Below are 26,899 nucleotides of genomic sequence, written 5' to 3' on the forward strand. Positions count from 1 at the left end.
TAACGCAACGCTTAGTTAAGAGGAGTCCAAATGAGCATTCGCGTGGCAATCGCTGGCGTGGGCAACTGCGCCTCGTCTCTCGTTCAAGGCGTCGAATATTACAAGGATGCCAAGGACGATGAGAAGATCCCCGGCATCATGCACAACGTGTTCGGTGGTTATCGCATCAAGGACATCGAGTTTGTCGCGGCATTCGACGTTGATGCTGCCAAGGTCGGCAAGGACCTCAACGAGGCAATCTTCGCCAGCATGAACAACACGTACCAGTTCTGCAAGGACATGCCGGTCTCCGGTGTCACCGTGCAGCGCGGCCCGACCGGTGACGGCCTCGGCGAGTACTACCGTCAGGTCATCACCGAATCTGACGCCGAGCCGGTGGACGTTGCCCAGGTGCTGCGCGACACCAAGGCCGACATCCTCATCAGCTACCTGCCGGTCGGTTCCGAGCAGGCTGACAAGGCTTACGCCCAGGCCGCCATCGATGCCGGCTGCGCGTTCGTGAACTGCCTGCCGGTGTTCATCGCCTCCGACCCGGAGTGGGCTGACAAGTTCCGCAAGGCCGGTCTGCCGATCGTCGGCGACGATATCAAGAGCCAGGTCGGCGCGACCATTACGCACCGTGTGCTCGCCCGCCTGTTCGAGGACCGTGGCGTGCGCCTCGACCGCACGTACCAGCTCAATGTCGGCGGCGACATGGACTTCATGAACATGCTTGAGCGCAAGCGTCTGGAATCCAAGAAGATTTCCAAGACCCGCGCCGTCACCTCCATTGTTCCTCACGAGATGGATCCGCACAACGTGCACATCGGCCCGTCCGACTATGTCGCGTGGCTTGAGGACCGCAAGTTCGCGTTCGTGCGCCTTGAGGGCACCACCTTCGGCGATGTTCCGCTGAATCTTGAGTACAAGCTCGAGGTGTGGGATTCCCCGAACTCCGCTGGTGTGGTCATCGACGCGCTGCGTGCTGCCAAGATTGCGCTCGACCGCCATCTGGCCGGCCCGGTGCTGTCCGCTTCCGCGTACTTCATGAAGTCCCCGGCCGTTCAGCACGAGGATGGCGAGGCGAAGGCCCTCGTCGAGAAGTTCATCACTGGCGAATCCGAGGCCAATGAGGCCCAGCTTGACGCCGATGTCGCGGCTGCGAAGGCCGCTGGCAAGGACGTGTGGCACGCCTGATTGGGTGCGTTGCGTGTCTGGCGACAGATGATTGTCGATATGTGCCGCCAGATGCCGTGATTACCCGTTATTGATAACCGTCTGCCGACGCTGAGAGATTTCTCGGTGCAGGCAGACGGTTTTTCGTTGCTGCGGTAGTGTGGCTGGGGTGCGATATCTGGCTGCGGTGTGATTGTCTGGTTGCATGGCGGGTGGGTATCGACGTTGCGGGTGCTGTCCGACTGCTCATCTGCCTGTGCGGTGTGACTGCTGTGTCGCACGGTGGGCGGATACGGGGGCGAGGAAGCCTCCCAGTGGCAGTATTCGCGTGCGGTGCGACTGGCCTGTCGCATGGTTGGGAGATTGCCGGCGCGAAGGGGGCAGCCGCCAGGGTATCTGTCTGCGGTGCGACTGGCCTGTCGCATGGCGGCGAGGTGTCGGGATGATTGGGGCGGTTGGCAGGGGTATCTGTCTGCGGTGTGATTGTCTGGTTGCACGGCGGCAGAGTTGTCTTGGATTGCCGGTTGGGGTTCGGTGGTATCTGCCCGCGGTGCGACTGCTGTGTTGCACGGCGACGCGATTGGGTCGGTTTTCCGGCGTGTGCGGCCGATAGCTGTCAGTGATGTGACTGGCCAGTCGCACGGCGGGTGGATACCGGTGCTTCTGGTGCTGTCCGTCCGGGTATCTGCTCGCAGTGCGACTGCTGTGTCGCATGGCGTGCGGGTTTTGGTGTAGGAGTGGCGTATATCGGTGGTATCTGTCTGTTGTGTGACTGGTCTGTCGCACGGTGGGTGAGTATCGGGGGCGAGGAAGCCTCCCAGTGGCAGTATTCGTGTGCGGTGCGACTGGCCTGTCGCATGGCGGCGAGGTGTCGGGATGATTTGGGTGGTTGGCCGGGGTATCTGCCCGCGGTGCGACTGTCTGGTTGCACGGCGGCAGAGTTGTCTTGGATTGCCGGTTGGGGTTCGGTGGTATCTGCGTGTGGTGTGATTGTCTGGTCGCACGGCGGGTGGATACCGGTGCTTCTGGTGCTGTCCGTCCGGGTATCTGCTCGCAGTGCGACTGCTGTGTCGCATGGCGTGCGGGTATTGGTGTAGGAGTGGCGTATATCGGTGGTATCTGTCTGTTGTGTGACTGGTCTGTCGCACGGTGGGTGAGTATCGGGGGCGAGGAGGCCTCCCAGTGGCAGTATTCGCGTGCGGTGCGCTCTGCCGGTCGCATGGCGGCGAGGTGTCGGGATGATTTGGGTGGTTGGCAGGGGTATCTGCCCGCGGTGCGACTGCTGTGTTGCACGGCGACGCGATTGGGTCGGTTTTCCGGTGCGAGCGGGCCGTAGTTGTCAGTGATGTGACTGGCCAGTCGCACTGGGATGAGATACGTCCTACGCCCAGTATCCACCGTGGCACAATACGCGAACGCCGGCATGGAATCAGCAACCCCATGTCGGCGTTCAGATGTTGCAGTCGGGCGGCTCGGAACAGCCAGTCCTTCGCCGGTTCCAAATAGGCGCTCAGCCAGACTTCGGTCAGCCCGGGGCAGTCTGAGTTGGTCCGAGTAAATTCTCAGGCACTCAGCCAGACTTCGATCAGCCCGGGCCAGCCCAAGTCGATCCTCAGACAGTCCAGGTCAGACTTCGGTCAGCCCAAAGTCAGCCCTCAGTCCGCTCCCAGGTTGGCCACCCGTCCTGTCTCAGCCGAGCAGCGGCGCCACCTGCTCCTCGTAGGCGGTGAGCGCGGTGTCGATCACATTGTGCATGTCGTAGTACTTGTACGTACCCAGACGGCCGCCGAACACGACCTTCGGCTCCTGCGCGGCCTTGGCGGCATACTGCTCGTACAGCGCCTTGTCTTCCGCGGTGTTGACCGGGTAGTACGGCTCATCCTCACGGGTGGCGAAGCGGCTGTACTCCTCCCAGACCACCGTCTTGTCGGGGTTCTGGGAATCCTTGCGTTCGGGGTTGAAGTTCTTGAACTCGATGGCGCGGGTGTACGGCACGTCGGAATCCGCGAAGTTCATGACCGGGCAGCCGAAATGGTCGCCCTCATCGTAGCGGACTTCCTTGAAATCGACGGTACGCCACTTGAGATCGCCAAGCTCGTAATCGAAGTACCGGTCGACCGGGCCGGTGTAGACGACCGGCACCTTGCCGACGAGCGCCTTCTTGTTCAGCGGCTGGGATTCGTCGAAGAAATCGGTGTTCAGGGTCACGTGGATACGCGGATCGTCGATCATGCGCTCCATCCACGCCGTGTAACCGTCCTTGGGCAGGCCCTCCCAAGTGTCGCGGAAGTAGCGGTTGTCATAGTTGAAACGCACGGGCAGACGCTTGATGATGCCTGCCGGCAGTTCGCTCGGATCGGTCTGCCACTGCTTGGCCGTGTAGTTCTTGATGAACGCCTCGTACAGCGGCCGACCGATGAGCGAGATGCCCTTGTCGTTGAGGTTGGCCGGGTCGGTGCCGGCGAGTTCGCCCGCCTGCTCGGCGATCAGCGCCTTGGCTTCGGCCGGCGTGTAGTGTGCGTGGAAGAACTGGTTGATGGTGCCGAGGTTGATCGGCAGCGGGAACACTTCGCCGTTATGCGTGGTGTACACGCGGTGAACGTAGTCGGTGAACTCGGTGAAGCGGTTCACGTATTCCCAGACGCGCGGGTTGGAGGTGTGGAACAGGTGGGCGCCGTACTTGTGGATTTCCGCGCCCGTTTCCTTGTCCATGTATGAGTATGCGTTGCCGCCGATGTGATCGCGCACGTCGATGATTTCCACCTTCGCGCCGTGCTTCTCGACCGCCTGCTGCGCCACGGTCAGACCAAACAAGCCTGCGCCGACGATTACCAGATCCGCGTCCATATTTGCCTTTCTGCTCTTCGGAACCGCTGCCGGCGCCCAGATGACGCCATGTGCAGTTTCCCGTCCCCGCGCGGGAACCATTGGGGTTCAGTCTAGTCCCACGTATCCCTATCGCCGGATTCTCGCGGAACGGTTTGCGAGGTTTTCACCGAATCCGGATTCAAACGCCGGATACAGGAAAGCCCGGCGGCGGCACGGACTGGGATGCCGTGCCACCGCCGGGCTGTGTGCTAGGCAGTCGTTCAGGCGAAAATCGTCTTGAACAGGAACGCGCCCAGAATTGCGCCCAGAATCGGCGCGACCACCGGAATCCAGGCCTCACCCCAACGGGAACCGCCCTTGTGCGGAATCGGCAGCAGCTGATGCAGCAGACGCGGCATCAGATCGCGGGCCGGGTTGAGGCCAGGTCCGGTCGGGCCGCCCATCGAAGTGACCAAGCCCCACACAATGAAACCGACCACGATGGATGCGGCCGCCGGATCCTTCTGACCCCACGGCATGGACAGGCAGCACAGCGCGCCGATCACCAGCATGAAGGTGCCGAAGAACTCGTTGAGGAAGTAGTTCACGCGGTCGTTTTCGGCGTCGGTGGTGCAGAAGGTGCCGAGGATCGCTTCGGCGTCTTCGGTGTCGCGGTAATGCGGGTAGTAGGTGACGTAGACGATGAGCTGGCCGACGACCGCACCCAGCAGCTGGGCGATGATGTACGGCAGCACCTCGTTCCATGGGAACAAGCCGTTGACGGCCTGGGCGAGGGTCATGGCCGGGTTGATGTGGGCGCCGGAGACCGCGCCGAACATGAGCACCGGGAACATCACGCCGAAGCCGTAGCCCATGGCGATGTTCAGCCAGCCGGCATGATGGCCTTTGGTGTTCTTGAGTTCGACGTTGGCGACGGAGCCGTTGCCGAACACCATAAGGATGGCGGTGCCGACGAATTCGGCAGCCAGTTTGACGAAAAGTGAGTAAGTCACTGCTCTGCTTCTCTCTCGTATTTGTGTCTTGTGTTCTCTGGTTTTCTTGCGCTTGCGCGACGAAACGAATGGATTCGCGTGCCAGGGCGTCTGTGCCTCCATTGGCCGCGCGGCTCTCAACGCGTGGAGCCGGTGGTCATCGCGCTGCCAGCTTCGGGCATGATTGGCCCGTGGCAGGGTTCGCGGATGGATGCGCCGGACGTCGGCGCGAGTGCCAGTGTAGCGGGAACCATGGTCTTGGCTGTCTGATGCGAGGTTTTCCACAGACCGGTCAGAAAACGACACGCCGGAACAGCGCATAAGTTGCGTTCGAATCAGAGACGAGTATAGTAATCACTCGGTTCGAGAAATCGACTAGCCAACTTGCCCCTTTAGCTCAGTTGGTTAGAGCAGCTGACTCTTAATCAGCGTGTCCGGGGTTCGAATCCCCGAGGGGGCACTTTCAACCGCAGCTTTGGCTGCGGTTTTTTGTTTCTCGCTCCAGATTCCATGTGATGCTGGCGTGCATGGTAGGCTGATGCCATGATGCTTGCAGATTGTGGCCAGGATTTTGTCACAAATCCCAACCTTCTTGCACTGGCTTGCGAAGACGCGGAAGTCTTCGAGGATTGGGCCATGCTTGACTATCGGCGGATTGCCGCCGAACTGGGCCGCACGCCCGAGTCCACGGTGTTCTCTATCGAGGATAGTGATTATGGCAGTGGCTGGGCGAGTTTTGTCGAAATTCGTCTGGCTCGTAGAGGCGTGGAGCCTGAGATTCGTGACGGATACCAGGTGACCCGGTACGCATCTGTGGTGGTATGCAGAATCGCCCCGTTGGCCGCGCTGATGAAGGTGGTAGAGGCGAGGGTGGCGTTGGACGGCAAAGGTAGCTTTAGCAACCTTCCGGTAGCCGATGATTTGGTCTCTGCCGTGCCATGGGATACGCGACAGCGCATCCCCGAGATCCTGGCGAACTATGGGTATCAGATACTCGCCCCCGAAATCGGCCGCTTGCGTCTACCTGATGGCTTGGGAGTGGATACCCTGCTGACCAGCAAGGACGAAAAAGACTGCTACATCGGGCATCATGTTTTCGACGCCTGGTTCCACTGGGTGGATTGAACGGACCGGCCGTTCCGTGCGTTCCGTGCGTTCCGTGCGTTCCATGCGTTCTGTGCGGACCCGGCGACAGATCGGGCGGCAAAGGCTGCACGGCCGGATACACGGGCGGATAGACTGCAAGCGTGGAACATTCAGCGGTTATCGGGCGTCTGGCGCCATCGCCGACCGGGCGCATGCATATCGGCAATGCGTATGCGGCGCTCGCCGCTTGGCTGGGCGTGCGGTCCCGCGACGGAAAACTGATTTTGCGGATCGAGGATATCGACGCCCCGCGCGTGGTGCGGGATGCCGACCGGTGGATCATGGATGACCTCCACTGGCTCGGGCTGGATTGGGACGGCGACCCGGTCTATCAGTCATCAAGACTTGACAGATATCGACAGATACTTGATGCCCTGCGTGGTATGACGCTGGACGATAGCCTGACGCAGGATATCTTGCTGCCAAGCTTTCCTGCGGACGGGTGCCCAGACTCGAACGGAGAGCCGCACGAGGAATCGCCGCTCATCTACCCGTGTTTCTGCTCGCGTGCAGACATTCGCGCCGCATCCGCCCCAAACGAGGGCGATGGTTTCATCATCTACCCGGGAACGTGTCGTCATATGTCTGCTGCTGAGCGCAACACCCGTATCGACCGCGGCGACCGCCATTCCTGGCGTATTGCGGTGCCTGGGCGAGCCAATCCCGCGGGCACGATCGTTTTCGACGATGAGGTGTTCGGGCCGCAACGCATCGATTTGGGGCGGCAGGTCGGCGATGTCGTCATTCGACGTTCTGACGGGCTGTTCGCGTATCAGTTCGTTGTCAGTGTCGATGATTTCGATATGGGCGTCACCCAGATTGTGCGCGGGCGCGATTTGCTGCGGTCCACAGCGATTCAGTTGTGGATTCGCCGCGCGTTGGAAAGCGTCTCGCCGGCGCAGACATCTCCCGCCGCATCGCCTGTAACCGCATCAATACCGCAGTTCGCGCATCTGCCGCTGGTCGACGACCTTTCCGGCAAGCGTCTGGCCAAGCGCGATCGTGCCCTCGATCTGGGCGTGCTGCGCGAGGAAGGCGTAAGCCCCGAACGCATCATCGGCTATTGCGCATGGATGCTGGGGCTGCTGCCGCAGCCTGTGCCTTGTCGTCCCTCCGACCTGCTCGATGGTTTCACGTGGAACATCATCGCCGAGCATCGGAACGATCATCGCTGCGATACACAAGACCTACTACGATGAGGACCAGGAAAACAGGACAACCTGCGGGGGCGAGCCGTGTCCGCGGGCGGATGTGAGGCATGCATGACAGCGTATATGGATCACAAGGATCTGGCGAACGAGACCATTGACGAGGGCCGGGCGCAACAGATTGCGGACGGCGTGCATCGCGTGCTGGACCGCATCGCCCAGGCGGAGATGGAGGCCGGCAGAGAGCCGGGTTCGGTCAGGCTGCTCGCCGCCACGAAGACGCGTGATGTTGGCGAGATCATGGCCGCCATCGATGCCGGTGTCCGTATGATTGGCGAGAACCGCCCACAGGAGGTTGTCGCCAAAGCCGAAGGACTTGCCCGGCAGTGTGCCGCGCGCGGTTTTTCGCTGGGGGCGGCCGCCGGTGAAGGGAATATGCACGATGACGATCCCGAGCATCACATCCCCTTCCATCTCATCGGCCAGTTGCAAAGCAACAAGATCGGTAAGGTGCTGCCGGTGGTTGAAACTATCGAATCCGTAGATTCCCTTGATTTGGCGCAGAAAATTTCCCGTCGCGCCGTCGCGCGTGGCATCACCGCCGGCGTGCTGCTGGAAATCAACGAGTCCGGTGAAGAATCGAAGTCGGGGTGTGACCCGGCACAGGCCGTCGATCTCGCCCAGCAGATCGGAACGCTCGAAGGCCTTGATTTGCAAGGCCTCATGACTATCGGCGCCCACGTGGACGACGAAGCGGTGATCCGCCGTGGCTTTGCTCACTTGCGCGAGACGCGCGATCGGATTCTTCAGGCCGGCACGCCCGGTACAGCGCACTGTCACGAGCTGTCGATGGGCATGACGAACGATATGGCGCTCGCCATCGCCGAAGGGTCGACCATCGTGCGCGTGGGAACCGCGATTTTCGGCCCGCGCGCGTTCATCTGATTCCAGGTCGGCTCGGTATGGCATCGCAGACGGACAGACCCTCATCGCATTCACGTGTGCACATGCTGGTGACCGGCATGGTACAAGGCGTGGGATTCCGCTATTTTACGGTGATGGCGGCGCGTCGGTACGGGTTGACCGGCTGGGTGCGCAATCGTATGGACGGCTCGGTCGAGCTTGAGGCTCAAGGCGAGGGGGTCGACCTGGAGCGTTTCGAGAATGCGGTGGAAGCGGGGCCACGCTGGAGCCGTGTCGAGCATGTCGATATTGATGTCGTGCCGCTGGCGTCGGGAGAGAGGGATTTTTCCGTCCGTTCTGATCGATGATTTTCGGTGTTGCGTTGCGGCCGTGGGTGCCGTCTTCGGTTGCCGACCATGATCAAGATTGATGGGGAATGTGGCGTTGTGCGGCCTTGGGCGTTGTGAGCGCAGACGCCGGCGACGCCGTTGGCCCGGCGTGTTCTGTTTGTCATCGCGCACCCGCCTTCGATGGGATCCTGACTGCCGTGAGGTCTTCCACGTCGCCAAGTGTCCAAGATTCGGACAAATACGTGAGATAGGGGAAAAATCCGCGAAATCAAGGGGTGAACGGGGGAGTATCGCAAGTCGCCAGAACCATGCCGGTGGGCAAGTTTGACGGGGGAGAGGTCTCCCCGTCCCCGTGATTCGGGGTGAATATGGGGGTTCCGCGCAGCGTGGCGCGAATTTTACACTGCCGCTATCGACCACTGAACAGGCGGTCTCCGGCATGGAAGCCGCGTCTGAGGAGGGAAAGCGAGGAGCCATGACACGACGACGGGATGGCGGTGCGACGGGAGCCGCGAAGCATAGCCGGCGTGCCGATAATCGGTATCGCGCCATCTGCGCATTCGCGGTATGCGTATTGACATTGTTTGCAATGGCGGTTTGGGCGCTGCCGGGTGAAGCGTCCGTGAATGCCGCTGAACAGGTCGGGCTGGCACAGTCTGGATTGACGCAGGCCGGCTCGGCACAGGCCGAATCGGCGATGGTCAGTTCGGCGCAAACAAGCTCGGCGCAGGACGATTCCCAACAGGCTGGTCCGCAACCGACGGCACACCCCGCGGCAGACCGCGCGACTGCGCAACTTCCTGAACCGGAGCATACAAAAACCATCGAACGCCTCGACGATGAGCGGTATCGGCTCACATTGAGCGTTACCGGTGCGGAAAGCACCAGCGGCAGCGTCGACCATAAAAGCGCCGACGTGGTTCTTGTGCTGGATTCCTCGGGCAGTATGGCGGAACATGAGGATCCTGACTGCCATTGGCCAAGCACGTGCCTGACCCGATGGCAGGTGGTTACGCAGGCGGCGCAACGGCTCGCCACGACGCTACTCGACCCGTCAACCGGCGGCAATGTGCGCATCGCGTTGGTTGATTTTGATACCAACGCAAGCATCGTTCCCATGAATGGCAGCCAATGGACCGGCGACGCGGCCGCGCTGTCCACGGCGCTTGAAGGGCTGGATGCGTCATCGTCCACCGGCGGTGGCACGAACTGGGAGGCCGGCATGCATGCCGCGAACGCCCTGCTGAACGGCAGTACTGCCGATCGCCGATATATCGTCATGCTTTCAGACGGCTCGCCGACCTTCCGCACGTCTGCCATGGGCGGCGATGACTGGAACAACCGGTACGGCGTCTACGGCAACGGCAGCTCCGATCCCGACGGCCGCTGCTTCGATGCGGCCGTCGCGGAGGCCAACAAGCGTGCGGACGGGACGGCGCTGTTCACGGTGAGTGCCGGCAAAGCCGCGGAGACGAATATGGCGGCGTTGGCGACTGCGGCCAACGGTGTCCATTATTCGGGCACGGATCCGGACAGTCTCGCGGATGCCTTCGACGATATCGCGATGATCATCACATCCACCATCCGGTACCGTGATGTGAGTATCAGCGACACCCTGTCCTCATGGGTGGTCGCGTTGGACGATGACGGGTCGCCTGCCACCGGTGCCGACGCGGTGGTCACCCCGCAGATCAGCGCCAGCAAGGCGGACGGCTCGGCGGTATCCACCGACGGCATGGTTGCCGCCTTCGACCAGGCGACGGGGACCCTGACCTTGCGCATGCCCGATGGTAAGACCTTGGACCCGGAAACCACCTACCGTGTATCCATTGACATCACACCGACCGCGGCGGCATACCGGAGCTTCATCGAAACAGGCAAGTACCCGGACACCGGAGACGAACTGACCGATGTTCCCGGCAACGCTACAAGCTCCGGGCAGCCCGGATTCTTCTCGAATGCGGAAGGCTCGGCACTGTTGCGCTACAAGACCGTCACGCTCACCGTCAGCGGGGATAGCAGCGAGGAAAGCGTGTCCGACGAACTGACCGCGGCATACGCGAGGCCGGTCGTACAGGTCGCCGCGCCGAGTTTGACGCTCGTAAAAACCGTGGACAACACCAACGCGACCGCCTACACTCCCGCGCAGCCGGCCGCCTGGAATCTGTCGGCATCGTTGGTCTCCGCCTCCGCCCCACAACCGGGAGCGTCATCTGGGGACGCGGCAAGCGGGAGCGGAATCGGCCCGGCCGCGCCATCCGAACGCGAGGACGAGCATACCGCTGCGTTGCCCGCGAAGACGGTCGAACCGGGAACCTACCGTCTGGCGGAAACGCACAACGACGACTACGCCGTAGACGGCAAACCATACCAGAATTACGCGCGATACGAGTCCGGCGGCTGGGCATGCGCGGATGCCGCTGGCAACCCGCTCAGCGTCTCGTCCGAAGGCGATGTGGCAATCGCGCCCGGCATGCATGCCACCTGCACGATAGTCAACACCGCGTCCCTCGCTCTCGCTGACCAGATTCCGCTTACCGGCGCCTCCGGTATCCATCTGGACCGTCCTTGGCTGACATTTGCCGTCGGATTGCCGCTCGCCGGAACAGGCGTGTGGATTCTGAAGCGTTCCCGCAGGCGCGTCGCCGAAAGGAGCGTCCGATGAACCAGATTCGTCCGATTCACCCGGCGAGTGCGCTCAGTGCGCTAAACCGGATGTCCACAAGGAGCCGAATGCATGAGAACCATGCGTTTCACGCCGGTCGGGAACGCCAATCCGGCGCCCCGCGCTCGCCGCCGCAGCACGGATTCGCACCGCTGTAACCCAGACCATATTCAAGTTCACGCCCACCGTGACCAGCAACACACCGCAGGAGGAGGAATCATGACATCCCTGATACATATCGTTTCGCAGGCCTGGAACAGGGCCTCGTCCAGAACAAGCCATCCATCATCGTCGTGGGGAGACAAGCCATCGCCGATCCGCTCGATTGCGGCGGCGGGCGTGGCGTTGCTCGGCGTCATCGGGCTCGGCACGGCGGCGCTCGCCCCGAGTCCGGCCATTGCGGCGGAAAACGACAAATCAATCATCATCCAAGCCGGTACGCGAGGCGAAATCATCGGTCATACTTTCGCCGTCGCGCCTATCGCCACATTCAACGGTGACGATTCCGCCGAACTGACCACCGTAAGCCAAGCCGACTCCGCGGTCCGCCAGGCCATCAAAGCGGCGCTGCAACAGGAAGCGCCCGAGGGCGTCGACCCGCTCATGTGGGCGCAGGCCGTCAGCGGTACACCGATTGACCAGAGCACCACCTTCCCGTGGGCCGCAGATGCGAGTTCGCGCTTGTTCGCCAATGCGCTCGTCGGCTATGTCAAGACAAATGGCACACAATACACTGCAACGCAAGACCCCTTGACTATCACCGGTCTGCAAGGTGGACTGTACGCGATTGTCGATGTCACCGCGAAACTCCCTGACGGCGTTACGGACATGCCCGCATCCGTGCGCTCGCTGACCATGCTGGTCGGCACGAAGCACGATATCTTCAAGACCGACGGCAGCGTCATCGTGAAAAACGAGGCGTATCGCACCCCACCGACGAAAACCGTGACCGGCGACCAACAGGGCACCGTTCGGGTGGGTGACGAGCTGACCTACCGCATCACCGGAACCGTCCCGTCGACGACCGGCAAGGGCGATGATTTCACCTACGTGTTCGAGGATTACGCGAGCCGCGGGTTGAGCATCGACACATCGAAAAGCAATATCACCGTGACATACGGCAAGAACGGCACTGCTCTGCCGGCCGCCGACTACACCGTCGATCCGGCGGAGCAATCCGTCGATGGCAAGGGTGTGGGGGACGGGGCCGCCCCGACCTTCACCGTCACCATCGCCCGCAGTGTGCTGGACACCATGCAAAGCGCCGCGGGAGAAGCGTTCACCGTCACCTACAAGGCCACCGTGAACGACCATGCCGCTGACGACCAAGTGGCCGGAAACTGCGCCCAAGTGACCGTAGGCGGCGTGGCGTCCGGGAAATCCACCCCGGTGAACGTGTACACCAACACCTTCCAATTCGAGAAGTATTTCGCGGACGGCTCCACCGTGACCGGTGCGCGTTTCACGCTGTATGACGCGGACAACAGTAAGCCGGTGCAGATGCACAACAAAGATTACGCGGCAGATGTCGATGAGCATGGCCGGGTCACCTTCTCCGGGCTGGAGGACGGCACGTACACCGTGCGTGAGACCCGTGTCGCCGACGGGGCCGCGCAGGTGACCGGTTCGTTCAAAGTGACACTCACCTACGATGCCACAGGCCAGCGTACGGTCGTCACCTTCAGCGACACCGGACTCGACCCGTATGATCTGGTCACTGCGGACGAGGACGGTGCCATCCGGGTGCGCAACGTCAAATCGTTGACCGAACTGCCGTTGACCGGTGCGGCAGGCGGCATGGTGATCGCGGGTTCGGCGGCGGTGCTTCTGGCGCTGGCCGGCGTCTCGCTTGCCATCGTCCGCAGGATGGAACGACGCATGTGATGGCGTGCGGGCGGCCCAAGCCGATGAAACTGCCGAGGCCATGCAATCGAACACAATCGCACACGGTGTGCTGTTCGGATGTACGCCCGGGGCTTATATTCAGGCTTCATCAGGTACTATGCTGCCCCAATGCCGTTCCGGGACGGTTGCCGGCTGGCGGGGGAAGCCGGCCGGCACCGAACCGGAAATGAACACCGTTACCAACGTGAACAAAAGGAGACGACGATGACGCGAACAGCGCCACATCGCCTGCTGGTTTTGCGACAACTCAGCCGTGCTCGACAACGGCTGGACCTGCCGGACGGCACATTCACCGCGGAAGAGCTGCGATATCTGCGATCCCTTCCGGCAGTAGTCGCGGTCAGTGCAGGCAGAATACGGTATACGGAAGCATTCAAGCGCGTCTGCATGCGCCAATATCGGCAAGGCAAATCGCCGGCGCGGATTTTCCGCGAAGCCGGCTTGGATTCCGCCCTGATCGGATACAAGCGGATTGAGCGGTGCATCGCCCGGTGGCGCAACATCGGCATGGAGGAGACGCCTGAACAGCTTGCTGAAGATGAGGCGTACGAGCGGGATCTCGACCGTTGGCGCCAAGCGCAGACACATATGCGGACGGGTGCCGGCGTCGGTGGGAGAAGGGCTGCAGCATCGGCTTCTCCGGTGGCGCCTAGTGCGTATGCCACGTCCGGTGTGCCTGCCTCGCCAGCCGCATCCGCCATACCTGCTTCGTCCTCGACGCGGATGGTTTCAGCGGCGGCGACATCAGCCATGGGCGTTGCCCGCAATTCGAATTCGGCCATGAACCCCCGTGCGGCCGCCGACCAGCAATCACAGCCGGACAGGCGGCAATCGGAGGACCTGCGTGACGTGCTCATTTCCCAGCAAATCCGGCGAATCGTGGAGCTTGAGCGGACCATCGAAGCCATGCGGGCTGCCTGCACATGCGGGGCATGCCGGTGAAACGGCGAATCATCGCCATGCGGATTGTGGCTGCTATGCTCCTTGCCGCGGCAATAGTTCTGATTCTGCTCCCGCCGATTGTGCGCGCATGGTCAACGGGACGCCTCGCCGCAATCGCGGACGATCATGAACGCGCCGTGGCGGCGTGGCCGAGCGCAAAACGCGACCGGGCGCTCGCCCAAGCACAGGCATACAACCGTTGGCTGGCCGCAAGCGGGCAGCCGACACTCGGTGTCGCCCAAGACAGCCAAGCCGCCGAAGCGTATCGATTGGCGCTTGAAACCCCGGATGGGGTGATGGGCACCATTTCGATTCCGTCGATAGGGATCCATTTACCGATCAGACACGGCACATCGTCGGATGTGTTGTCCTCGGGGGCCGGGCATTTGATGGGAACGAGCCTGCCGGTGGGCGGCTCATCGACCCATGCGGTGATTACCGCACATCGCGGGCTTGCCGGGGCGTCCATGTTCACTCGGCTCGATGAGATGGCTGTCGGCGACCGCTTTTTCCTGACGGTGCTTGGCACGACGATGACATACCGCGTTGACCTGGTGACGGTGATCAAGCCGGAGGACACCGCGATATTGCGGATTTCCAGCACCGAGGATCGGGTGACCCTGATGACCTGCACGCCCTATGGCGTCAATACGCACCGGCTGTTGGTCTCCGGGGTGCGTGTGCCGAACGCTACGGCGGAGGCTGGTCGGGGGCGCACATCGCATGCGGGACCGACGACGCGGGTGTGGTGCTGGATTGCGCTCGCTGCCGGCGGACTTGTTATCGGCGGGGGAATCGGATATCTGGTGTGGCGAGGCCGTCGGAAGTCGGGCTCATAGCCCGTGATGCATGGCATGGGCGCGGATGGTTGGTTCCTCGTCAAGAGTGACGGGCGGATACTCGTCCGGATGGTGGACAAAATCTTGGATAATCAGCCACTGCCGGCGTGAGATGCCGATGCGCTCGTCCGGGCGAATCATCAGCAGGGGCGCCGCAGGCTTCCACGTTTCGATGTACTTGGCTCGCGCAGGGTAGCATTCCTCGTCATCAAGCCAAATGATTGGCGACGGGTCTTCCTGGTAGGTCTCGAAGCGCAGGCGGGAGAATATCGTGTCGAGTTTGCCGGAGAATCGTCCCTGATTGGTGACGGGATCGTACCAGCGTACGGTATGTACAATGTCCGGATTCCAGCCGAGCGCAGGGTCGAGAGTGTTGAGGCAATACGGCTGCCAAGTGGTCAGCCAGGCCAGTTCGATCATGCCGGCGACGGCGAGCTTGTAAAAACCGTCAGCCAGCTCGCGTGACCAGCGGAGACGATATCTGCCGGGCGGCACCTCGACCACAAGATTGCCGGTCAGCGGAAACGCGCGATTACAGCTGTACAAGGACGCGCGTGGGTCGTCGGGCTTGAGCCACCCGGTGTGCCCCACTCCGCCGCGACGCTGGATTTTGCTGTCGGGGAAGGCATTGAGGACGCCATCGAAATCGGTGTAGATGACCGGGCGGTTCATGGCGTCCTCCTTCCCTGCACCTGGACGATTCCCGTTCGCGTTGCCGACACGGGCGTGGATGGCCTGCACGTCAAGCGGTGACGTGCAAGACACTGTACTCCCGCGTCGGGAAGTTCGCGGTGGCATGATTGCAGCGACTTTTGCTGTGGTTCGAGTCCGGACAAGACCTGGGCACACTGGCTCAAACCGCCCGTTCCTTGACCCCGCCCGGCGGTACAGTCGAGGTATCCGCAACCGAGGTATCCGCACTGGGATATCCGCAGCCGGAAAATGCCGGCGGTCCCTGAAATCCGAGGGTACGGAACGGGGCGCACCGCTCCGGTAATGGGCCGTTGCGGTGAAACGCGTAGTGAAGGAGGCCCACGATGGACACTATTGCCCAGACGGCGGCGACCATCGCCCTGGCGACATTCGTTCTGATTGCAATCAACGTCATTGTGTTCATCATCGAAACCGTCGCCGGCGGCAGCACGAATATCGACGTTGCCCGTCGGTTTGGTGCGATGACGGTCTGGGACCTCGAACATGGCCAATGGTGGCGCATGATCACATCGATGTTCGTGCATTTCGGCATCACCCACTTGGCGTGCAATATGTTGTCCCTGTTCAATCTGGGTGTGCTGGTTGAGCGAATATTCGGCTCTGGCCTGCTGGGTGGGTCCCTGTTCATGCTGGTGGTGTATTTCGTTTCCGGATTGTGCGGCAACCTGCTGACATGGCGGGTCCAGAAATCCCGCGGCGAATACTATGTGGTGTCCGCAGGGGCCTCCGGTGCGATATGCGGTCTGTTGGGCGTCTATGTGGCGATGCTATTCGTTCCCGGGCTCAACCAGTTCCTTGACTTCAAAGCGGTGTTGCTCAACGTGGCGTTGTGCATCGCACCAGGCCTGACGAATAAGGAAATCAACATGTGGGCCCATCTGGGCGGTCTGATCGGCGGCATCGTGGTCACGCTGGCGTATTTCGCCGTGCTGTTTGTACGGTGATGCGGCGCGGGCGGCCTGTCGCCTTACGCCCGGGTGGTCGCCCGGCGGATTACCCGGGTCGCGCGCACGATATCCTTCGGCTTGATCAGCTTGTCGCTGCCGATCCGCTCGAGGATCCGCTCGACGGATGTGGGCGCAATCCAGTCAATCATCGAATCCATGGTGGTCAGCGGCGGCTGGAAATACGCGGCTTCGTCGATATTGTCGAACCCGATGACCTGTACGCCGTCGGGGACGGCGATACCGTTGGAAGCGAGCGTGAACAGTGCGCCCATCGCCAGCTGGTCGTTGAATGCGACGATTCCGTCAAACGGGATGCCGGTGTCGATGAGGTGTTGCGCCATCCGTGCCCCCGACCCGATCGACCAGTCGTTGCCGGTGTCGCCGATCAGATGCGGGTCGAGCGATAGCCCGCGCTCTGCACATTCCTCAAGTACGCCGCGCAACCGCAACTGGGCGTTGCCTTCTGTCGCTTCCAATGCGAGCGCCGGATTCTTGGACCCGTTGCGGGCGCCGATTACGGCGAGTTGGCTTGAGCCATGGTCAATCAGGAATCCGGCGGCTTGCCTGGCGGCTTGCACGTCGTCGGTGGTGACATGGTCGGCTTTGCCATGGGTGGAGCGGGCGCCGAGGCAGACGAGGGGATATTCCACGTCAAGATCGTCTTCGGTCAAATCATCGGCTTCCGAAATAGACAGGATCATCCCGTCGGAGACGGTGGTGTTGAAATTGGCGAGAAGTGAGCGCACGCCGGCTGCAGGGTCTTCGGCGTAGGTGATCACGTACACGGAGTATCCGCGGGCCCGAGCTGCGTCGATGACCTTATTGGCGAGTTCTGACAGATACGTCGGAGTTAGGCTGGGAACGGCGAGCGTGATGACCCCGGTGTGGCCGCGGTTGAGATTGCGCGCGGCGACATTCACGCGGTATCCGAGCTTGTCGATGACGTTCTGGACTTTCTCTCGCGTGGCGTCGGACATGCGTCCCGAATGGTTGATGACGTTGGAGGCGGTTTTCAGCGAGACTCCGGCTTCTTCGGCCACTTCGCGCAAGGTCGCGCGTTTCTTGCCCTGTGCTGATTCGCTCATATCGCCTCCGTTTTCGTCTGATTCTAACGTATGTGTCGGGATATCGCGCGGATTGGTTACTCCTTTGAGCCAGATACCGGATGGTTGGTTCTGGTGATGAGCACGCCGTTGCGTTGCAATGTGTATGAGCCGGTGTCGGAGCCGGGTGAGCCACGGAATATGACGAGCGGTTCGCCCGATACCTGGCTGATTTTCGCGCCCTGCTTGCCGCGGGCGAAGTAGAAGTCAAAGGCAGCGGTGTCGCCGATACGCACGGTGTGAAGCACGTCCGGATTGGCGTGTGTGTTCGTCGTGTCGAGGTTGAGACGAATGAACGTCGTGAGGTCGTTGACGTCAAGATCGCATCCCAGAAAATACGCGATACCCTTGCCGGCCCGGTTGCGGGTGATCGCCGGTACGCCGTCCAGGTTCCAATCATCGGCGGCGTCGCCGTGATAGAAGGCAAGCGTTTGCGCATGCGGGTCGGTGACGCTGATGACGTTCTGCCACAGTCGGCTCGTCGCGGTGGTGTGGCTGTTGGTGGGGTCAGAAACCGCCTCGGCCGTCGTCAATGCGATCGCGTCGGCATCCCCATCGGCTTGGGGGCCGATGATGTTGAACTCCTCGCCGCGAATCCCCAGCATGGAGCGCAACAATCCCTGACCGGCCCCTGGGTATCCGCCCAGTCCGACGTGGAAGTGCTCGTCCACCAGCCCGGTGGCGTACCCGACGACCACTGTGCCGCCGGCTTGCGCGAAATCAAGGATTCTGCGGGTGTTGGCATCGCTGAGCATCAAGACGGTGGGTAGCACGATGGTGTGGTATCCGCTCCAGTCGTATGCCAATGGCACCACGTCTGTGCGTATGCCGGTGTTCAGGAACGCCTGATACCAGTCGCGAACGTCATGCCAATGGTCGAGTTTGCGGCTCGGCAGGGTTTGCGAGCGCGTCGCCCACTGCGATTGCGCGTCGAAGAGGATGGCGGTGTCGCTGCGTTGCAGTCTGCTGCCCGCTAGACCTGCGTCCGCGAGCTGCTCCAGGGTGTGTCCGAGTGTGCAGACCTCCCGGAAGAGCGCGGTGTCTTCGCCCGCGTGGGGGAGCATGGCCGAATGGAAAGCTTCGGCGCCAAAGGCCGAGGCACGCCATTGAAAGAAGTTGATGGCATCGGCGCCCATGGCGATGTGCGCGAGCGCGTCGCGGGTGAGCTCGCCCTTGCGTTTGCGCGCGTTGAGCGGTTTCCATTGGACTGCCGAGGTGGAATGTTCCATCACATACCATGGGCGGTTGAGGGCCAGCGAGTCGACGAGCGCGTCTGAACAACTCAACTCGTCCAGGTGCAGGGCTCCTTCATGGAAGTAATGGTCGTTGGCCACGAAATCCACTTCGTCCGCCCATTGCGCGTAATCCATGGGGCATTGGTCGGTGGAGATCATGAAATTCGTGGTGAACGGCTTGTCCGGGCATATTTGCGCGATGGCGTCGCGCTCGGCCTTGTAGAAGTCGAGGAGCGCATCATTGCCGAAACGTTCGAAATCGAGTTGCTGACCGGGATTGACCATCGCGTCCGCGCCCATGTAGCGCGGGATGAGCACCTGGTCGAAATCGTGGATTTCCTGTCCCCAGAACGTGGTGCCCCAGGCGGCGTTCAGTGCGTCGATTGAGCCGTATGTGCGCCGGCACCAGTCGCGGAAGGCGCGCTGGGCGTCATCGGAGTAGTCCTCGCGGTTGTTCCAGCCGTACTCGTTGCCCATATGCCAGGAGACGACGTAGGGGTTGCGGCCGTAGCGTTCGGCGAGTTTGCGGCACATGGTGAGCGCGTATTCGCGGAACACCGGGCTGTTGGGGCTCCAGGACTGCCGGGCGCCGGGGCCGACCACATGCCCGTATTTGTCTCGCGGCAGGACCTCCGGATGGGCTTCGTACAGCCATAGAGGGGCGGTTGCGGTTGCGGATGCGAGGTCGACGGCGATGCCGGCGTGCCCGAGTTTGTCGATAATCAGGTCGAGCCAATCGAAATCCCAACGGTGTTCTTCTGGCTGGATGCGGTCCCAGCTGAAAATTGCCAGAGCGACGGTGTTGACGCCCGCTTCGCGCATCAGCCTGATGTCGTCGTCCCACACGGATTGCGGCCATTGGTCGGGGTTGTAGTCGCCGCCGAAGATGATGCGGTTGCGCCGGTTCTCTGTTGCCATATCTGTGGAGGGGCGCCTGCCTCGCTTGGTTTCGCCATCATGCGAGGCTGGGCTGAGTACTGCTGGCCATTGGAAGGTGCGTCGCATATGATCACGCTCCGATGCTGTGCTGTGCGATGGGTCGGCTGGGGTGCGGTGGTCTGGGCTGCGCCCCAGCCTTGGTGATTGTGCTGATTGTGCGGGTTTTTGCTGGTATCGCTTGATTTGCTGGTATTGCTGGTTGGGTCGGTCATCTATTCCTTGACTGCGCCCGCTGCAAGTCCGGACTGCCAGTACTTCTGCAAGCACAGGAACGCGATGACCAGCGGGATGATGGTGATCAGCGACCCGGTGATCACGAGGTTCTGGATCGCCTGCCCGCCTGCGGTGGATGCCTGGTCCTTCCACTGGTTGAGACCGATGGTCAGCGGGTACCAGTTGGAATCCTTGAGCATGATGAGCGGCAGGAAGTAGTTGTTCCACGTGGCGACGATGGTGAACAGCGAGGTGGTCACGATGCCGGGCGACAGCAGCGGCAAGGACACCTGGAAGAAGGTGCGCAGCTCGGAGGCGCCGTCGACGCGTGCGGCTTCAAGCAGTTCGGTCGGTACGGCCTGCTCGCTGAAAATCCACATGAGGTACAGGCCGAATGGGCTGATGAGCGAAGGGATGATCATCGCCCAGGGCGTGTTGGTGAGGTTGAGCTGGGCGAACAGCAGGAATTGGGGGACCGCCAGGGCGATGCCGGGCACGGAGATCGCGCCGATAATCACGGCGAATACGGCTTTGCGGCCGGGGAACCGGAATTTCGCGAGCGCATAGCCGCCCATGATGGCCAGCAGGGTCGCGCCGCCCGCGCCTGCAATGACATACAGCAGGGTGTTGAGCAGCCAGCGTCCGAAGATTCCGCCGTCGTAAGTGAAGACGGTTCTGATGTTGTCCCACAGGGCGAAGGTGTGGCCGAATCCGAGGCCGAATGTCGAGGTGAAGTCGGATTGCGTCTTGGTCGCGTTGATGGCGAGGTAGACGAAGGGGAAGAGACAGTAGACGGCGAAGATCCCGCAGACGAGGGTCAGTAGGGTGCTTCGGCGCGGGTTGGCCACGTTGGCGAAGCCGGCTTTTGCGGCGCGCTTGCGTTCCGCGGCTTCGTCTTTGGCTACTCTGCGCTGGCGGGCCTTTTCCGCTTGCCTTGCTGCGCGTTCGGCTTGTCGTGCGGTCAGGGCTGGTTGCGGTTGATGCTGGATTGGTGTGCTGACGGTGCTGACTGAAGCTGTGTTGCTCATGATGGGTCCTTCTTGTTGTTTGGATGAGTGGAGGCCGGCGCGGGTCCGTGCTGAGGCTGCGTTGCCGGGCGCGGACAGGCGGGCGTCACTTCATCTGTTCCTTCATGCTCTTGAGCTGGACGACGTAGGCGATGACCATGGTGATGACGGCCATCGTGATCGCGAGCGCCGCCGCATAGTTGCTTTGCCCGCCGGCGAAGCTGAGGTTGTAGGCGTACATGTTGGGCGTGTAGTACGTGTTGATGGCGTTGCCGGGCACCATGTTCTGCATGATGGACGGCTCGTTGAACAGCTGGAAGGAGCCGATGATCGAGAAGATCACGGTGATGGCGAGGCTGCTCTTCAGTTCCGGCAGTTTGATGGATTTGATGGTCTGCCATTCGCTTGCACCGTCAATCGATGCCGCTTCATACAAGGCGTGGGGGATGGTGGACAGCGAGCTGTAGAAAATCAGCATGTTGTAGCCGGTGAACTCCCAGGTCACGACGTTGCCGATGGAGGCGAGCAGTACGTTCGGGGCGAGCAGGTCGAGATGGGTGCCGAAGGTGCTGTTGAAGGAGCCGACGAGACCGTATTTCGCCCCGTACATGAAGCCCCAGATCAGGGTGGAGACGACTGCGGGGACCGCGTAGGGCAGGAAGGTGGAGATACGGAAGAATTTCGTGCCGTGCAGTTTCATCGAGTCGAGGGCCAAGGCCATGGCTGCCGCGAGGAACAGCATGATTGGCACCTGGATGACGGTGAACAGCGCCACGCGGCTGACTGCGCTCCAGAACTGCTGGTCATGGAACAGGCGGATGTAGTTGGCGAATCCGACGAATTTTGTGCCGCCGATCATGCGCTTCTGGAAGAAGCTGATGTAGATGGCGTACAGGATGGGGATGATGAACACGAAGATGAATACCGCGGCGAATGGCCACATGAATTTCCATCCGCGCCAATCGGCCTTGTGCTTGTTGACCGGTGCATCGTTCGCGGATTGCTGTGCCGGGGCGGTTGCGGCTGCGGTTGCTGCTGCTTGGGTCATGATTTCCTTCTTTTGTATTGATGCGGCTCTCGAGTCACGCGTCGTTGCGTTTGGTTTGGGATGCCGTGTGATTCCGTGTGTTGCGAACGGTTTGGAAGACGGTGTCGCGTGCGGAAGACGAGAGGCGGGACGGCTGTGGGCTGTTCCCGCCTCTCGTGTGCGGCTGTGCGGCTGCCGCCGGGGCAGGTCTGGTGTCAGTCGGGTGTCAGCCCTTGTCGGTCACGGTGTAGCCCTGCTGGTTGCCGTGGTCGGTGAGTGCCTTGCCGTAGTTGGCGAAGGCCTGTTCGAGGGTGATTTCCTTGCTGTATGCCTTGGAGATCTGGTCGCCGAAGCTGGACTGTGCGAACGGGTTGTACGGCAGGTAGGAGAACTTGGATACCTTGCGCTGGGCGGATTCAGCAAGGACTTCGTTGACGTTCTGGCCGCCGAAGTACGCGTTGACCTTCTTGTTCGCTTCGGTGTTCGGATCGGTGAAGTCCTTCGAATTCAGGATGCTCTTGAGGGCGGGGAAGGTGCCGGTGTCGGCCATGGTTTGCGCACCCTTGCCGTGGGTGAGGTACTCAGCGAACTTGTAGGCAGCGGCCTGTTGCTTGGACTGGCTGACGACTGCCAGGGCGGAACCGCCGTCTTCGGCCGCGGCCTTCTCGCCGTCAGTCCATTGCGGCATCGGGGCGACCCGCCAGTTGCCGGCCTGGTCGGGGGCGCCGTTCATGAGGTTGATGGGCATCCAGCCGCCGATGGTCAGCGATGCGATGGTGCCGTCGTTGAGCTCGCGGTTCCAGCTGTCGGACCAGTTGGCGGTCTTCGTGTCGATAAGGTCCTCGTCGATGAGCTTTTGCTGGAAGGCGATGTACTTCTTCATGCCGGCGTCTTTGGTCATGCTGATGGTGATGTTCTCCCCGCTGACTTTCCACGGCTGGGCGCCCGCCTGCCAGGCTTGCGCGGTGAACGGCTGGTATTCCATGGAGGAGCCCGAGTTGTTGGTCATGTACGAGCCGATGGCCTTGACTTTCTTGGCGGCTTCGTAATAGTCGTCCCACGTCTTGATCTTGGTGCCGTCGACGCCCGCCTTCTTGAAGACCGCGTCATTGTAGAAGAACATTTCCGGGCCGGAATCGATGGGCAGGGCGTACGGCTTGTTGTTGTACTGGAGTTTGTTCCAAGGTCCTGCGGTGAAGTCGTCGGCTAGCTTGGTGGCGCCGAACTGGCTGAGGTCCGCCAAGTCTCCGGTGACGGCGAACTGGGTGACGGTCGGGTCTTCGAGCATGACCACGTCGGGGGCGCCCTTGCCTGCGGCGATGGCGTTGCTCAGTGCGGTCTGGGTGTCGGAGGCGGTGCCGGTGTTGTTGAATTTGACGGTGATTCCGGGGTTTTCCTTCTGGAAGTCCTTGATGAGGCTGGTCATGGTGTGGCCGGTATCCCAGCCCCAGAAGACGAGGCTCGCCTTGCTGGCGTCTCCGGTGCCGCCTTTGTTTGCGGTGCTGTCACCGCCTCCGCAGGCTGCGAGGCCGATGATGGTTGCTGCCGCGGTGAGTGCCGCCAGGGCTTTCTGTGTGTTGTTCATGATGTTTCCCTCTGACTGCTCTGTCTGTTTCTTCTGATGTGGTTGTTGCTGGAACGCTGCCTGGCGGGACGTACGATGTCTCGTTTGGCAGCCGGGCCGCCGGCGTGTTGGGCTGGCGGTCAGTGATTCGGGGATGGGCGTGTGACGATCTGCCGTGTGCCGGGAGGATGACAGCCCGGCGATGGTTGATGGACGGTGTATGCCGCAGTGTCATTGGCAATCTCTTTGGTGATTTGATTGGCAAAGAGATTGCCAATGCCTGTGTGATACATCGTTGTATCAGCCTAGCGGATCCTCATAACGCTGCTCCTTGGAATCGTGTAGGTAACTACCTGGTGCAACTGTGTACCATTACTTGACATGATACACAGTTGTACCACGGTGTCAAATTTACAGACACGCCTCAAATTCTGCGGTTTTATTATGGCGCAGCCGGGCTTCAATGTTGGGTGATCGCCGGTTGTTTCCGGTTGTATGCACCGCGGAATATCAACGATGCTGCTGCTGTCACCTGGCACGTCGAACCATCGAACCCTGAGCGCGAGATGCGCTGCGGCAGGTGCTGCAGGCAGACAGGTACTACAGATATCGCAGGTGGCCGCGAGGCACACTCCATGCGCTGGTCCGAGGGACGGAATCAGAATCCGAGATGTCCCGGATACTCGCGGATGGTCGGCTCCTCGTCGAGTGTCAGTTCGGGGAATGTCTCAGGCTTCCTGATGAATTTCTGGATGATGCGCCACTGCCGGCGGCTGATTCCGATTCGGGCGTCCGGCCGCACCATGAGGACGGGCGCTTTGGGAGAGAGTGCGCGGATTCTGTCCGCCGCGGTTTCGTAGCATTCCTCGTCATCCAGCCAGATGACCGGTGATGGGTTGGCTTGGGTGGTTTCGAAACGTACTCGGGAGAATACCGTGCTCAGTTTGCCGGTGTACCGGCGTTCGTATGAGATGGGGTCGTACCAGATGGCGGTGTGTTCGATGTGCGGGTCCCAGCCGAGCAGCGGGTCGAGAATCCGCGAGCAGTATGGTTGCCAGGTCGTCAGCCAGTTGAGTTCGATATCGCCTTCGGATGCGAGTCGGTGCAGGGTCTGCGCGATGTTGCGCGACCAGCGGATGCGATAGTAGCCGCATGGGGTGCGCACGATGTCGTCGCCGGTGAGCACGAATGCGCGTTCTGTGCTATAGAGCTGTGCACGGGGATCGTCGTCGTCAAGCCATTGTGTGTGCCCGACCCCGCCGTTGTCTTGGATTTCCTTGTCGGGGAACGCGTTGAGCACCCCGTCGAAGTCGGTGTACAGCACCGGCCGGTTCATTGGCTCTCCCTTCGTCATGCTCTGCGACCGCCGGACCGGTCTGACGGCCCGCGTATTCCTATGCGATGGTACGTACGTTCGCTAGCATACCGCGGAATGTCGCGGAATTTGGGGAATTGTCCGTAGTGTCGTCCTGTTTGCGTCGTGCTGTTCGTGTCGTGCTGTTCGCGTCGCGATGTGTGTCGGGGCTACACGTGTGCCGTGCCCCGTTTTCTAGTTTGAAGTGCAACATCGCCTTGGGGTGTGGGTTGGGGTTGATTGTACGGAGTACCCGGGGACGGGTGTGCCCTGGGCGGCGAGTCGTTCCATCTGCTCGTCCCACGCTTCCGCCGGCGTGAGCCATCCGAGGACCTTCAGGGGCGTGTTGTTGATCCGCCGGGTGATCTCGTCGAGCTCGTCCTGGGCCAGGTCGTCCAGGCTCGTGCCCTTGGGCAGGTAACGGCGGATCATGCCGTTGCGGTTCTCGTTGCTGCCCCGCTGGTACGAGCTGTACGGGTCCGCGTAATAGGCCGGCATGCCCGCCGACTCGTCGACCAGCAGGTGAAGCGCGGACTCGCTGCCGTTGTCCCATGTACGGCTGATCCTGGCCGCGGGCGGCAGCGCGCCGAACACACGCGCCTCGACGGCCGCGGTCGCGGCCGCCTCCTTCGAATCGACCAGCGTGGCGATCAGGAAACGGGTCTTGCGTTCGACCTGCGTGTTGATGCACCGGCGCGTGACCCCGCCGCCGATCACCGTGTCTGACTCCCAGTGCCCGAACTCGCGACGCGATTGCACCGCGGCGGGCCGTTCGTGGATCGACACGCGCGCCGGGATGGGGATGCGCCGCCCGCGCCGCCCCTTGCGCGTCCGCCGCCTGCGATGGCCGCGCGGCAGGTAGGCGCGCAGGTCGCGCGTCCCGTCGGCCGCCTGCCGGTACACCCACGCGTACAACGTCTCATGGCTGACCCGCATCAACGGGTCGTCGGGGAACTCCAGGCGCAGCCTGCCGGCCATCGTGGCGGGCGACCAGCCGCGCCGCAGCGCGTCCATGACCCACGCGACCAGCCGGTCGCATGACATGCGCCGCCGGCGTACGCACCGTTCGCGCCGCTTGCCGGCCAGGCGTTGCGCGGTCAGCGCGCAATAGTACGGCCCGCCGGTCCACGCTCCGGTCTTCAGACGCGCGGGACGGTACGGGCGGTACGACTCGTTCTCGTTGGACGGGTTCCACAGGTTGCGCCTCAACTCGCGGCTGACGGTGGACGGGCTGCGCCCGATCACCTCCGCGATCTGGCGGATCGTCCGGTGCTCGCGGAAACGGAGCCTGTCGATCATGACCCGCTCGCTTGCCGTCAGGTGGCTGTAGGATGACATCGGTGCAACACCTTTCTAGGGCTTGCTTTTTTCTTTCAACCTACAACCCTAGCCGAGGTGTTGCACTTGCACTTTGAAAACGGGTGCGTGTGGTAGCTGTCGTGCGTGTGGTAACGTCAGACGTGTTCGCGCACCTGCTCTTTACAAGTGCGTGGTAACCGTCGTGCGTGCGGTAACGCCGGTATCTGCGTGTGGTGCGATCGGCTGGTCGCACCACGGCTCGGTACAATCGCTCGGTGCAATCGATGTTGATGCCGATGCCACTGCTATCTGCCTGCAATCTGCTCGCGGTGTGACTGGCTGGTTGCACCGCGGCGGGGTACGGTTCGTTGATCGCCTGCCGGGGACGCTATCTGTCCGCTGTGTGACTGGTGGGTTACACGGCAACGGGATATGGTTCGTTGATCGCCTGCTGGGAACGCTATCTGCCTGTTGTGTGACTGACCTGTCGCACGACTGTTGAATACCGTTGCCATGTGCCCTGCTCGGCTCGGCTGTCTGCCTGTTGTGTGACTGGTCCGTTGCATGGTGGCTGAGTGTCGTTCGCCGTGATCCCGTTCGGCCTGGCTATCTGTCCGCTGTGCGACCGGTCCGTCGCACCGCGG

20 protein-coding genes and 1 tRNA gene are annotated in these 26,899 nt (G+C 61.8%); 11 read left to right on the forward strand and 10 right to left on the reverse strand.

The annotated features are described in order from the left end of the window. The first annotated feature begins 30 nt into the window (after positions 1-30). Positions 31-1,176: an inositol-3-phosphate synthase gene (locus tag WD012_RS06920; RefSeq protein WP_015451151.1), complete on the forward strand. Its 1,146-nt coding sequence runs from the start codon at positions 31-33 to the stop codon at positions 1,174-1,176. A 1,668-nt stretch (positions 1,177-2,844) separates the two neighbouring features. Here WD012_RS06920 and glf read toward each other — a convergent pair. Further along, a complete protein-coding gene (gene glf / locus WD012_RS06925) occupies positions 2,845-4,002 on the reverse strand; it encodes a UDP-galactopyranose mutase (RefSeq protein WP_026503348.1) in 1,158 nt (385 codons plus the stop codon). 242 nt (positions 4,003-4,244) lie between these two features. Further along, positions 4,245-4,976 (reverse strand): MIP/aquaporin family protein, encoded by a 732-nt coding sequence (locus tag WD012_RS06930; RefSeq protein ID WP_339563031.1) that lies wholly within the window; start codon positions 4,974-4,976, stop codon positions 4,245-4,247. Positions 4,977-5,341: 365 nt separating this feature from the next. Between WD012_RS06930 and WD012_RS06935 the strand changes: the two genes are divergently transcribed. The 9 genes from WD012_RS06935 (at position 5,342) to WD012_RS06975 (ending at position 14,853) form a co-directional block, all read left to right on the forward strand. Next, a tRNA-Lys gene (locus WD012_RS06935) sits at positions 5,342-5,415 on the forward strand. Positions 5,416-5,498: 83 nt separating this feature from the next. Then, complete coding sequence (locus WD012_RS06940; RefSeq protein WP_339563032.1) at positions 5,499-6,080, forward strand: hypothetical protein; 582 nt, start codon at positions 5,499-5,501, stop codon at positions 6,078-6,080. 122 nt (positions 6,081-6,202) lie between these two features. After that, positions 6,203-7,300, forward strand: a complete 1,098-nt coding sequence (locus WD012_RS06945; protein ID WP_339563033.1) for a glutamyl-Q tRNA(Asp) synthetase — start codon at positions 6,203-6,205, stop codon at positions 7,298-7,300. Between the two features lie 63 nt (positions 7,301-7,363). Continuing rightward, the gene (locus WD012_RS06950; RefSeq protein WP_339563034.1) at positions 7,364-8,194 is read left to right on the forward strand and encodes a YggS family pyridoxal phosphate-dependent enzyme; all 831 of its coding nucleotides are present in this window, start codon (positions 7,364-7,366) and stop codon (positions 8,192-8,194) included. A 17-nt stretch (positions 8,195-8,211) separates the two neighbouring features. Then, positions 8,212-8,520 (forward strand): acylphosphatase, encoded by a 309-nt coding sequence (locus WD012_RS06955; RefSeq protein ID WP_339563035.1) that lies wholly within the window; start codon positions 8,212-8,214, stop codon positions 8,518-8,520. A gap of 571 nt (positions 8,521-9,091) precedes the next feature. Further along, the gene (locus tag WD012_RS06960) at positions 9,092-11,167 is read left to right on the forward strand and encodes a DUF7604 domain-containing protein (protein ID WP_339563036.1); all 2,076 of its coding nucleotides are present in this window, start codon (positions 9,092-9,094) and stop codon (positions 11,165-11,167) included. Between the two features lie 219 nt (positions 11,168-11,386). Next, entirely contained in the window at positions 11,387-13,051 is a 1,665-nt protein-coding gene (locus WD012_RS06965) for an isopeptide-forming domain-containing fimbrial protein (RefSeq protein WP_339563037.1), read from the forward strand. A 225-nt stretch (positions 13,052-13,276) separates the two neighbouring features. Next, entirely contained in the window at positions 13,277-14,014 is a 738-nt protein-coding gene (locus WD012_RS06970) for an HTH domain-containing protein (protein ID WP_339563038.1), read from the forward strand. Next, on the forward strand, positions 14,005-14,853 hold the full coding sequence (locus WD012_RS06975) for a class C sortase (RefSeq protein ID WP_339563039.1): 849 nt from the start codon (positions 14,005-14,007) through the stop codon (positions 14,851-14,853). Before WD012_RS06970 ends, WD012_RS06975 begins: the two co-directional genes overlap by 10 nt. Here WD012_RS06975 and WD012_RS06980 read toward each other — a convergent pair. Continuing rightward, positions 14,848-15,525 (reverse strand): hypothetical protein, encoded by a 678-nt coding sequence (locus WD012_RS06980; RefSeq protein ID WP_339563052.1) that lies wholly within the window; start codon positions 15,523-15,525, stop codon positions 14,848-14,850. The genes WD012_RS06975 and WD012_RS06980 overlap by 6 nt on opposite strands. Positions 15,526-15,890: 365 nt before the next feature. Here WD012_RS06980 and WD012_RS06985 point away from each other — a divergent pair, with 365 nt between their 5' ends. Then, positions 15,891-16,511, forward strand: a complete 621-nt coding sequence (locus tag WD012_RS06985; protein ID WP_339563040.1) for a rhomboid family intramembrane serine protease — start codon at positions 15,891-15,893, stop codon at positions 16,509-16,511. Between the two features lie 23 nt (positions 16,512-16,534). On the opposite strand, the gene WD012_RS06990 is transcribed toward WD012_RS06985, so the two are convergent. The 7 genes from WD012_RS06990 to WD012_RS07020 all read right to left on the reverse strand — a co-directional run bounded on the left by WD012_RS06990 (position 16,535) and on the right by WD012_RS07020 (position 26,294). Then, entirely contained in the window at positions 16,535-17,599 is a 1,065-nt protein-coding gene (locus WD012_RS06990) for a LacI family DNA-binding transcriptional regulator (protein WP_339563041.1), read from the reverse strand. A 56-nt stretch (positions 17,600-17,655) separates the two neighbouring features. Further along, complete coding sequence (locus WD012_RS06995; protein WP_422614379.1) at positions 17,656-19,857, reverse strand: beta-galactosidase; 2,202 nt, start codon at positions 19,855-19,857, stop codon at positions 17,656-17,658. A gap of 146 nt (positions 19,858-20,003) precedes the next feature. Continuing rightward, positions 20,004-21,032, reverse strand: coding sequence for a carbohydrate ABC transporter permease (locus WD012_RS07000; protein WP_339563043.1), 1,029 nt, complete (start codon positions 21,030-21,032; stop codon positions 20,004-20,006). A gap of 85 nt (positions 21,033-21,117) precedes the next feature. After that, positions 21,118-22,059: a carbohydrate ABC transporter permease gene (locus WD012_RS07005; RefSeq protein ID WP_339563044.1), complete on the reverse strand. Its 942-nt coding sequence runs from the start codon at positions 22,057-22,059 to the stop codon at positions 21,118-21,120. 205 nt (positions 22,060-22,264) lie between these two features. Further along, positions 22,265-23,623, reverse strand: coding sequence for an ABC transporter substrate-binding protein (locus tag WD012_RS07010; protein ID WP_339563045.1), 1,359 nt, complete (start codon positions 23,621-23,623; stop codon positions 22,265-22,267). Positions 23,624-24,260: 637 nt separating this feature from the next. Further along, positions 24,261-24,938: a hypothetical protein gene (locus WD012_RS07015; protein ID WP_339563046.1), complete on the reverse strand. Its 678-nt coding sequence runs from the start codon at positions 24,936-24,938 to the stop codon at positions 24,261-24,263. A 213-nt stretch (positions 24,939-25,151) separates the two neighbouring features. Continuing rightward, entirely contained in the window at positions 25,152-26,294 is a 1,143-nt protein-coding gene (locus tag WD012_RS07020; protein WP_339563047.1) for an IS30 family transposase, read from the reverse strand. Between the last annotated feature and the right edge of the window lie 605 nt (positions 26,295-26,899).

It is taken from the genome of Bifidobacterium thermophilum (genome assembly GCF_037482445.1).
GTDB classification, from domain to species: domain Bacteria; phylum Actinomycetota; class Actinomycetes; order Actinomycetales; family Bifidobacteriaceae; genus Bifidobacterium; species Bifidobacterium thermophilum_B.

Bases quoted from the DNA above. Each gene is read 5' to 3' on its own strand.
- WD012_RS06985 (WP_339563040.1), top strand. From the start codon at position 15,891: ATGGACACTATTGCCCAGACGGCGGCGACCATCGCCCTGGCGACATTC.
- WD012_RS06955 (WP_339563035.1), top strand. From the start codon at position 8,212: ATGGCATCGCAGACGGACAGACCCTCATCGCATTCACGTGTGCACATG.
- WD012_RS07015 (WP_339563046.1), bottom strand. From the start codon at position 24,938: ATGAACCGGCCGGTGCTGTACACCGACTTCGACGGGGTGCTCAACGCG.
- WD012_RS06940 (WP_339563032.1), top strand. From the start codon at position 5,499: ATGATGCTTGCAGATTGTGGCCAGGATTTTGTCACAAATCCCAACCTT.
- WD012_RS07000 (WP_339563043.1), bottom strand. From the start codon at position 21,032: ATGAGCAACACAGCTTCAGTCAGCACCGTCAGCACACCAATCCAGCAT.
- WD012_RS06970 (WP_339563038.1), top strand. From the start codon at position 13,277: ATGACGCGAACAGCGCCACATCGCCTGCTGGTTTTGCGACAACTCAGC.
- WD012_RS06920 (WP_015451151.1), top strand. From the start codon at position 31: ATGAGCATTCGCGTGGCAATCGCTGGCGTGGGCAACTGCGCCTCGTCT.
- WD012_RS06950 (WP_339563034.1), top strand. From the start codon at position 7,364: ATGACAGCGTATATGGATCACAAGGATCTGGCGAACGAGACCATTGAC.
- WD012_RS07005 (WP_339563044.1), bottom strand. From the start codon at position 22,059: ATGACCCAAGCAGCAGCAACCGCAGCCGCAACCGCCCCGGCACAGCAA.
- WD012_RS06965 (WP_339563037.1), top strand. From the start codon at position 11,387: ATGACATCCCTGATACATATCGTTTCGCAGGCCTGGAACAGGGCCTCG.
- WD012_RS06995 (WP_422614379.1), bottom strand. From the start codon at position 19,857: ATGCGACGCACCTTCCAATGGCCAGCAGTACTCAGCCCAGCCTCGCAT.
- glf (WP_026503348.1), bottom strand. From the start codon at position 4,002: ATGGACGCGGATCTGGTAATCGTCGGCGCAGGCTTGTTTGGTCTGACC.
- WD012_RS06975 (WP_339563039.1), top strand. From the start codon at position 14,005: ATGCCGGTGAAACGGCGAATCATCGCCATGCGGATTGTGGCTGCTATG.
- WD012_RS06980 (WP_339563052.1), bottom strand. From the start codon at position 15,525: ATGAACCGCCCGGTCATCTACACCGATTTCGATGGCGTCCTCAATGCC.
- WD012_RS06960 (WP_339563036.1), top strand. From the start codon at position 9,092: ATGGCGGTTTGGGCGCTGCCGGGTGAAGCGTCCGTGAATGCCGCTGAA.
- WD012_RS07020 (WP_339563047.1), bottom strand. From the start codon at position 26,294: ATGTCATCCTACAGCCACCTGACGGCAAGCGAGCGGGTCATGATCGAC.
- WD012_RS07010 (WP_339563045.1), bottom strand. From the start codon at position 23,623: ATGAACAACACACAGAAAGCCCTGGCGGCACTCACCGCGGCAGCAACC.
- WD012_RS06990 (WP_339563041.1), bottom strand. From the start codon at position 17,599: ATGAGCGAATCAGCACAGGGCAAGAAACGCGCGACCTTGCGCGAAGTG.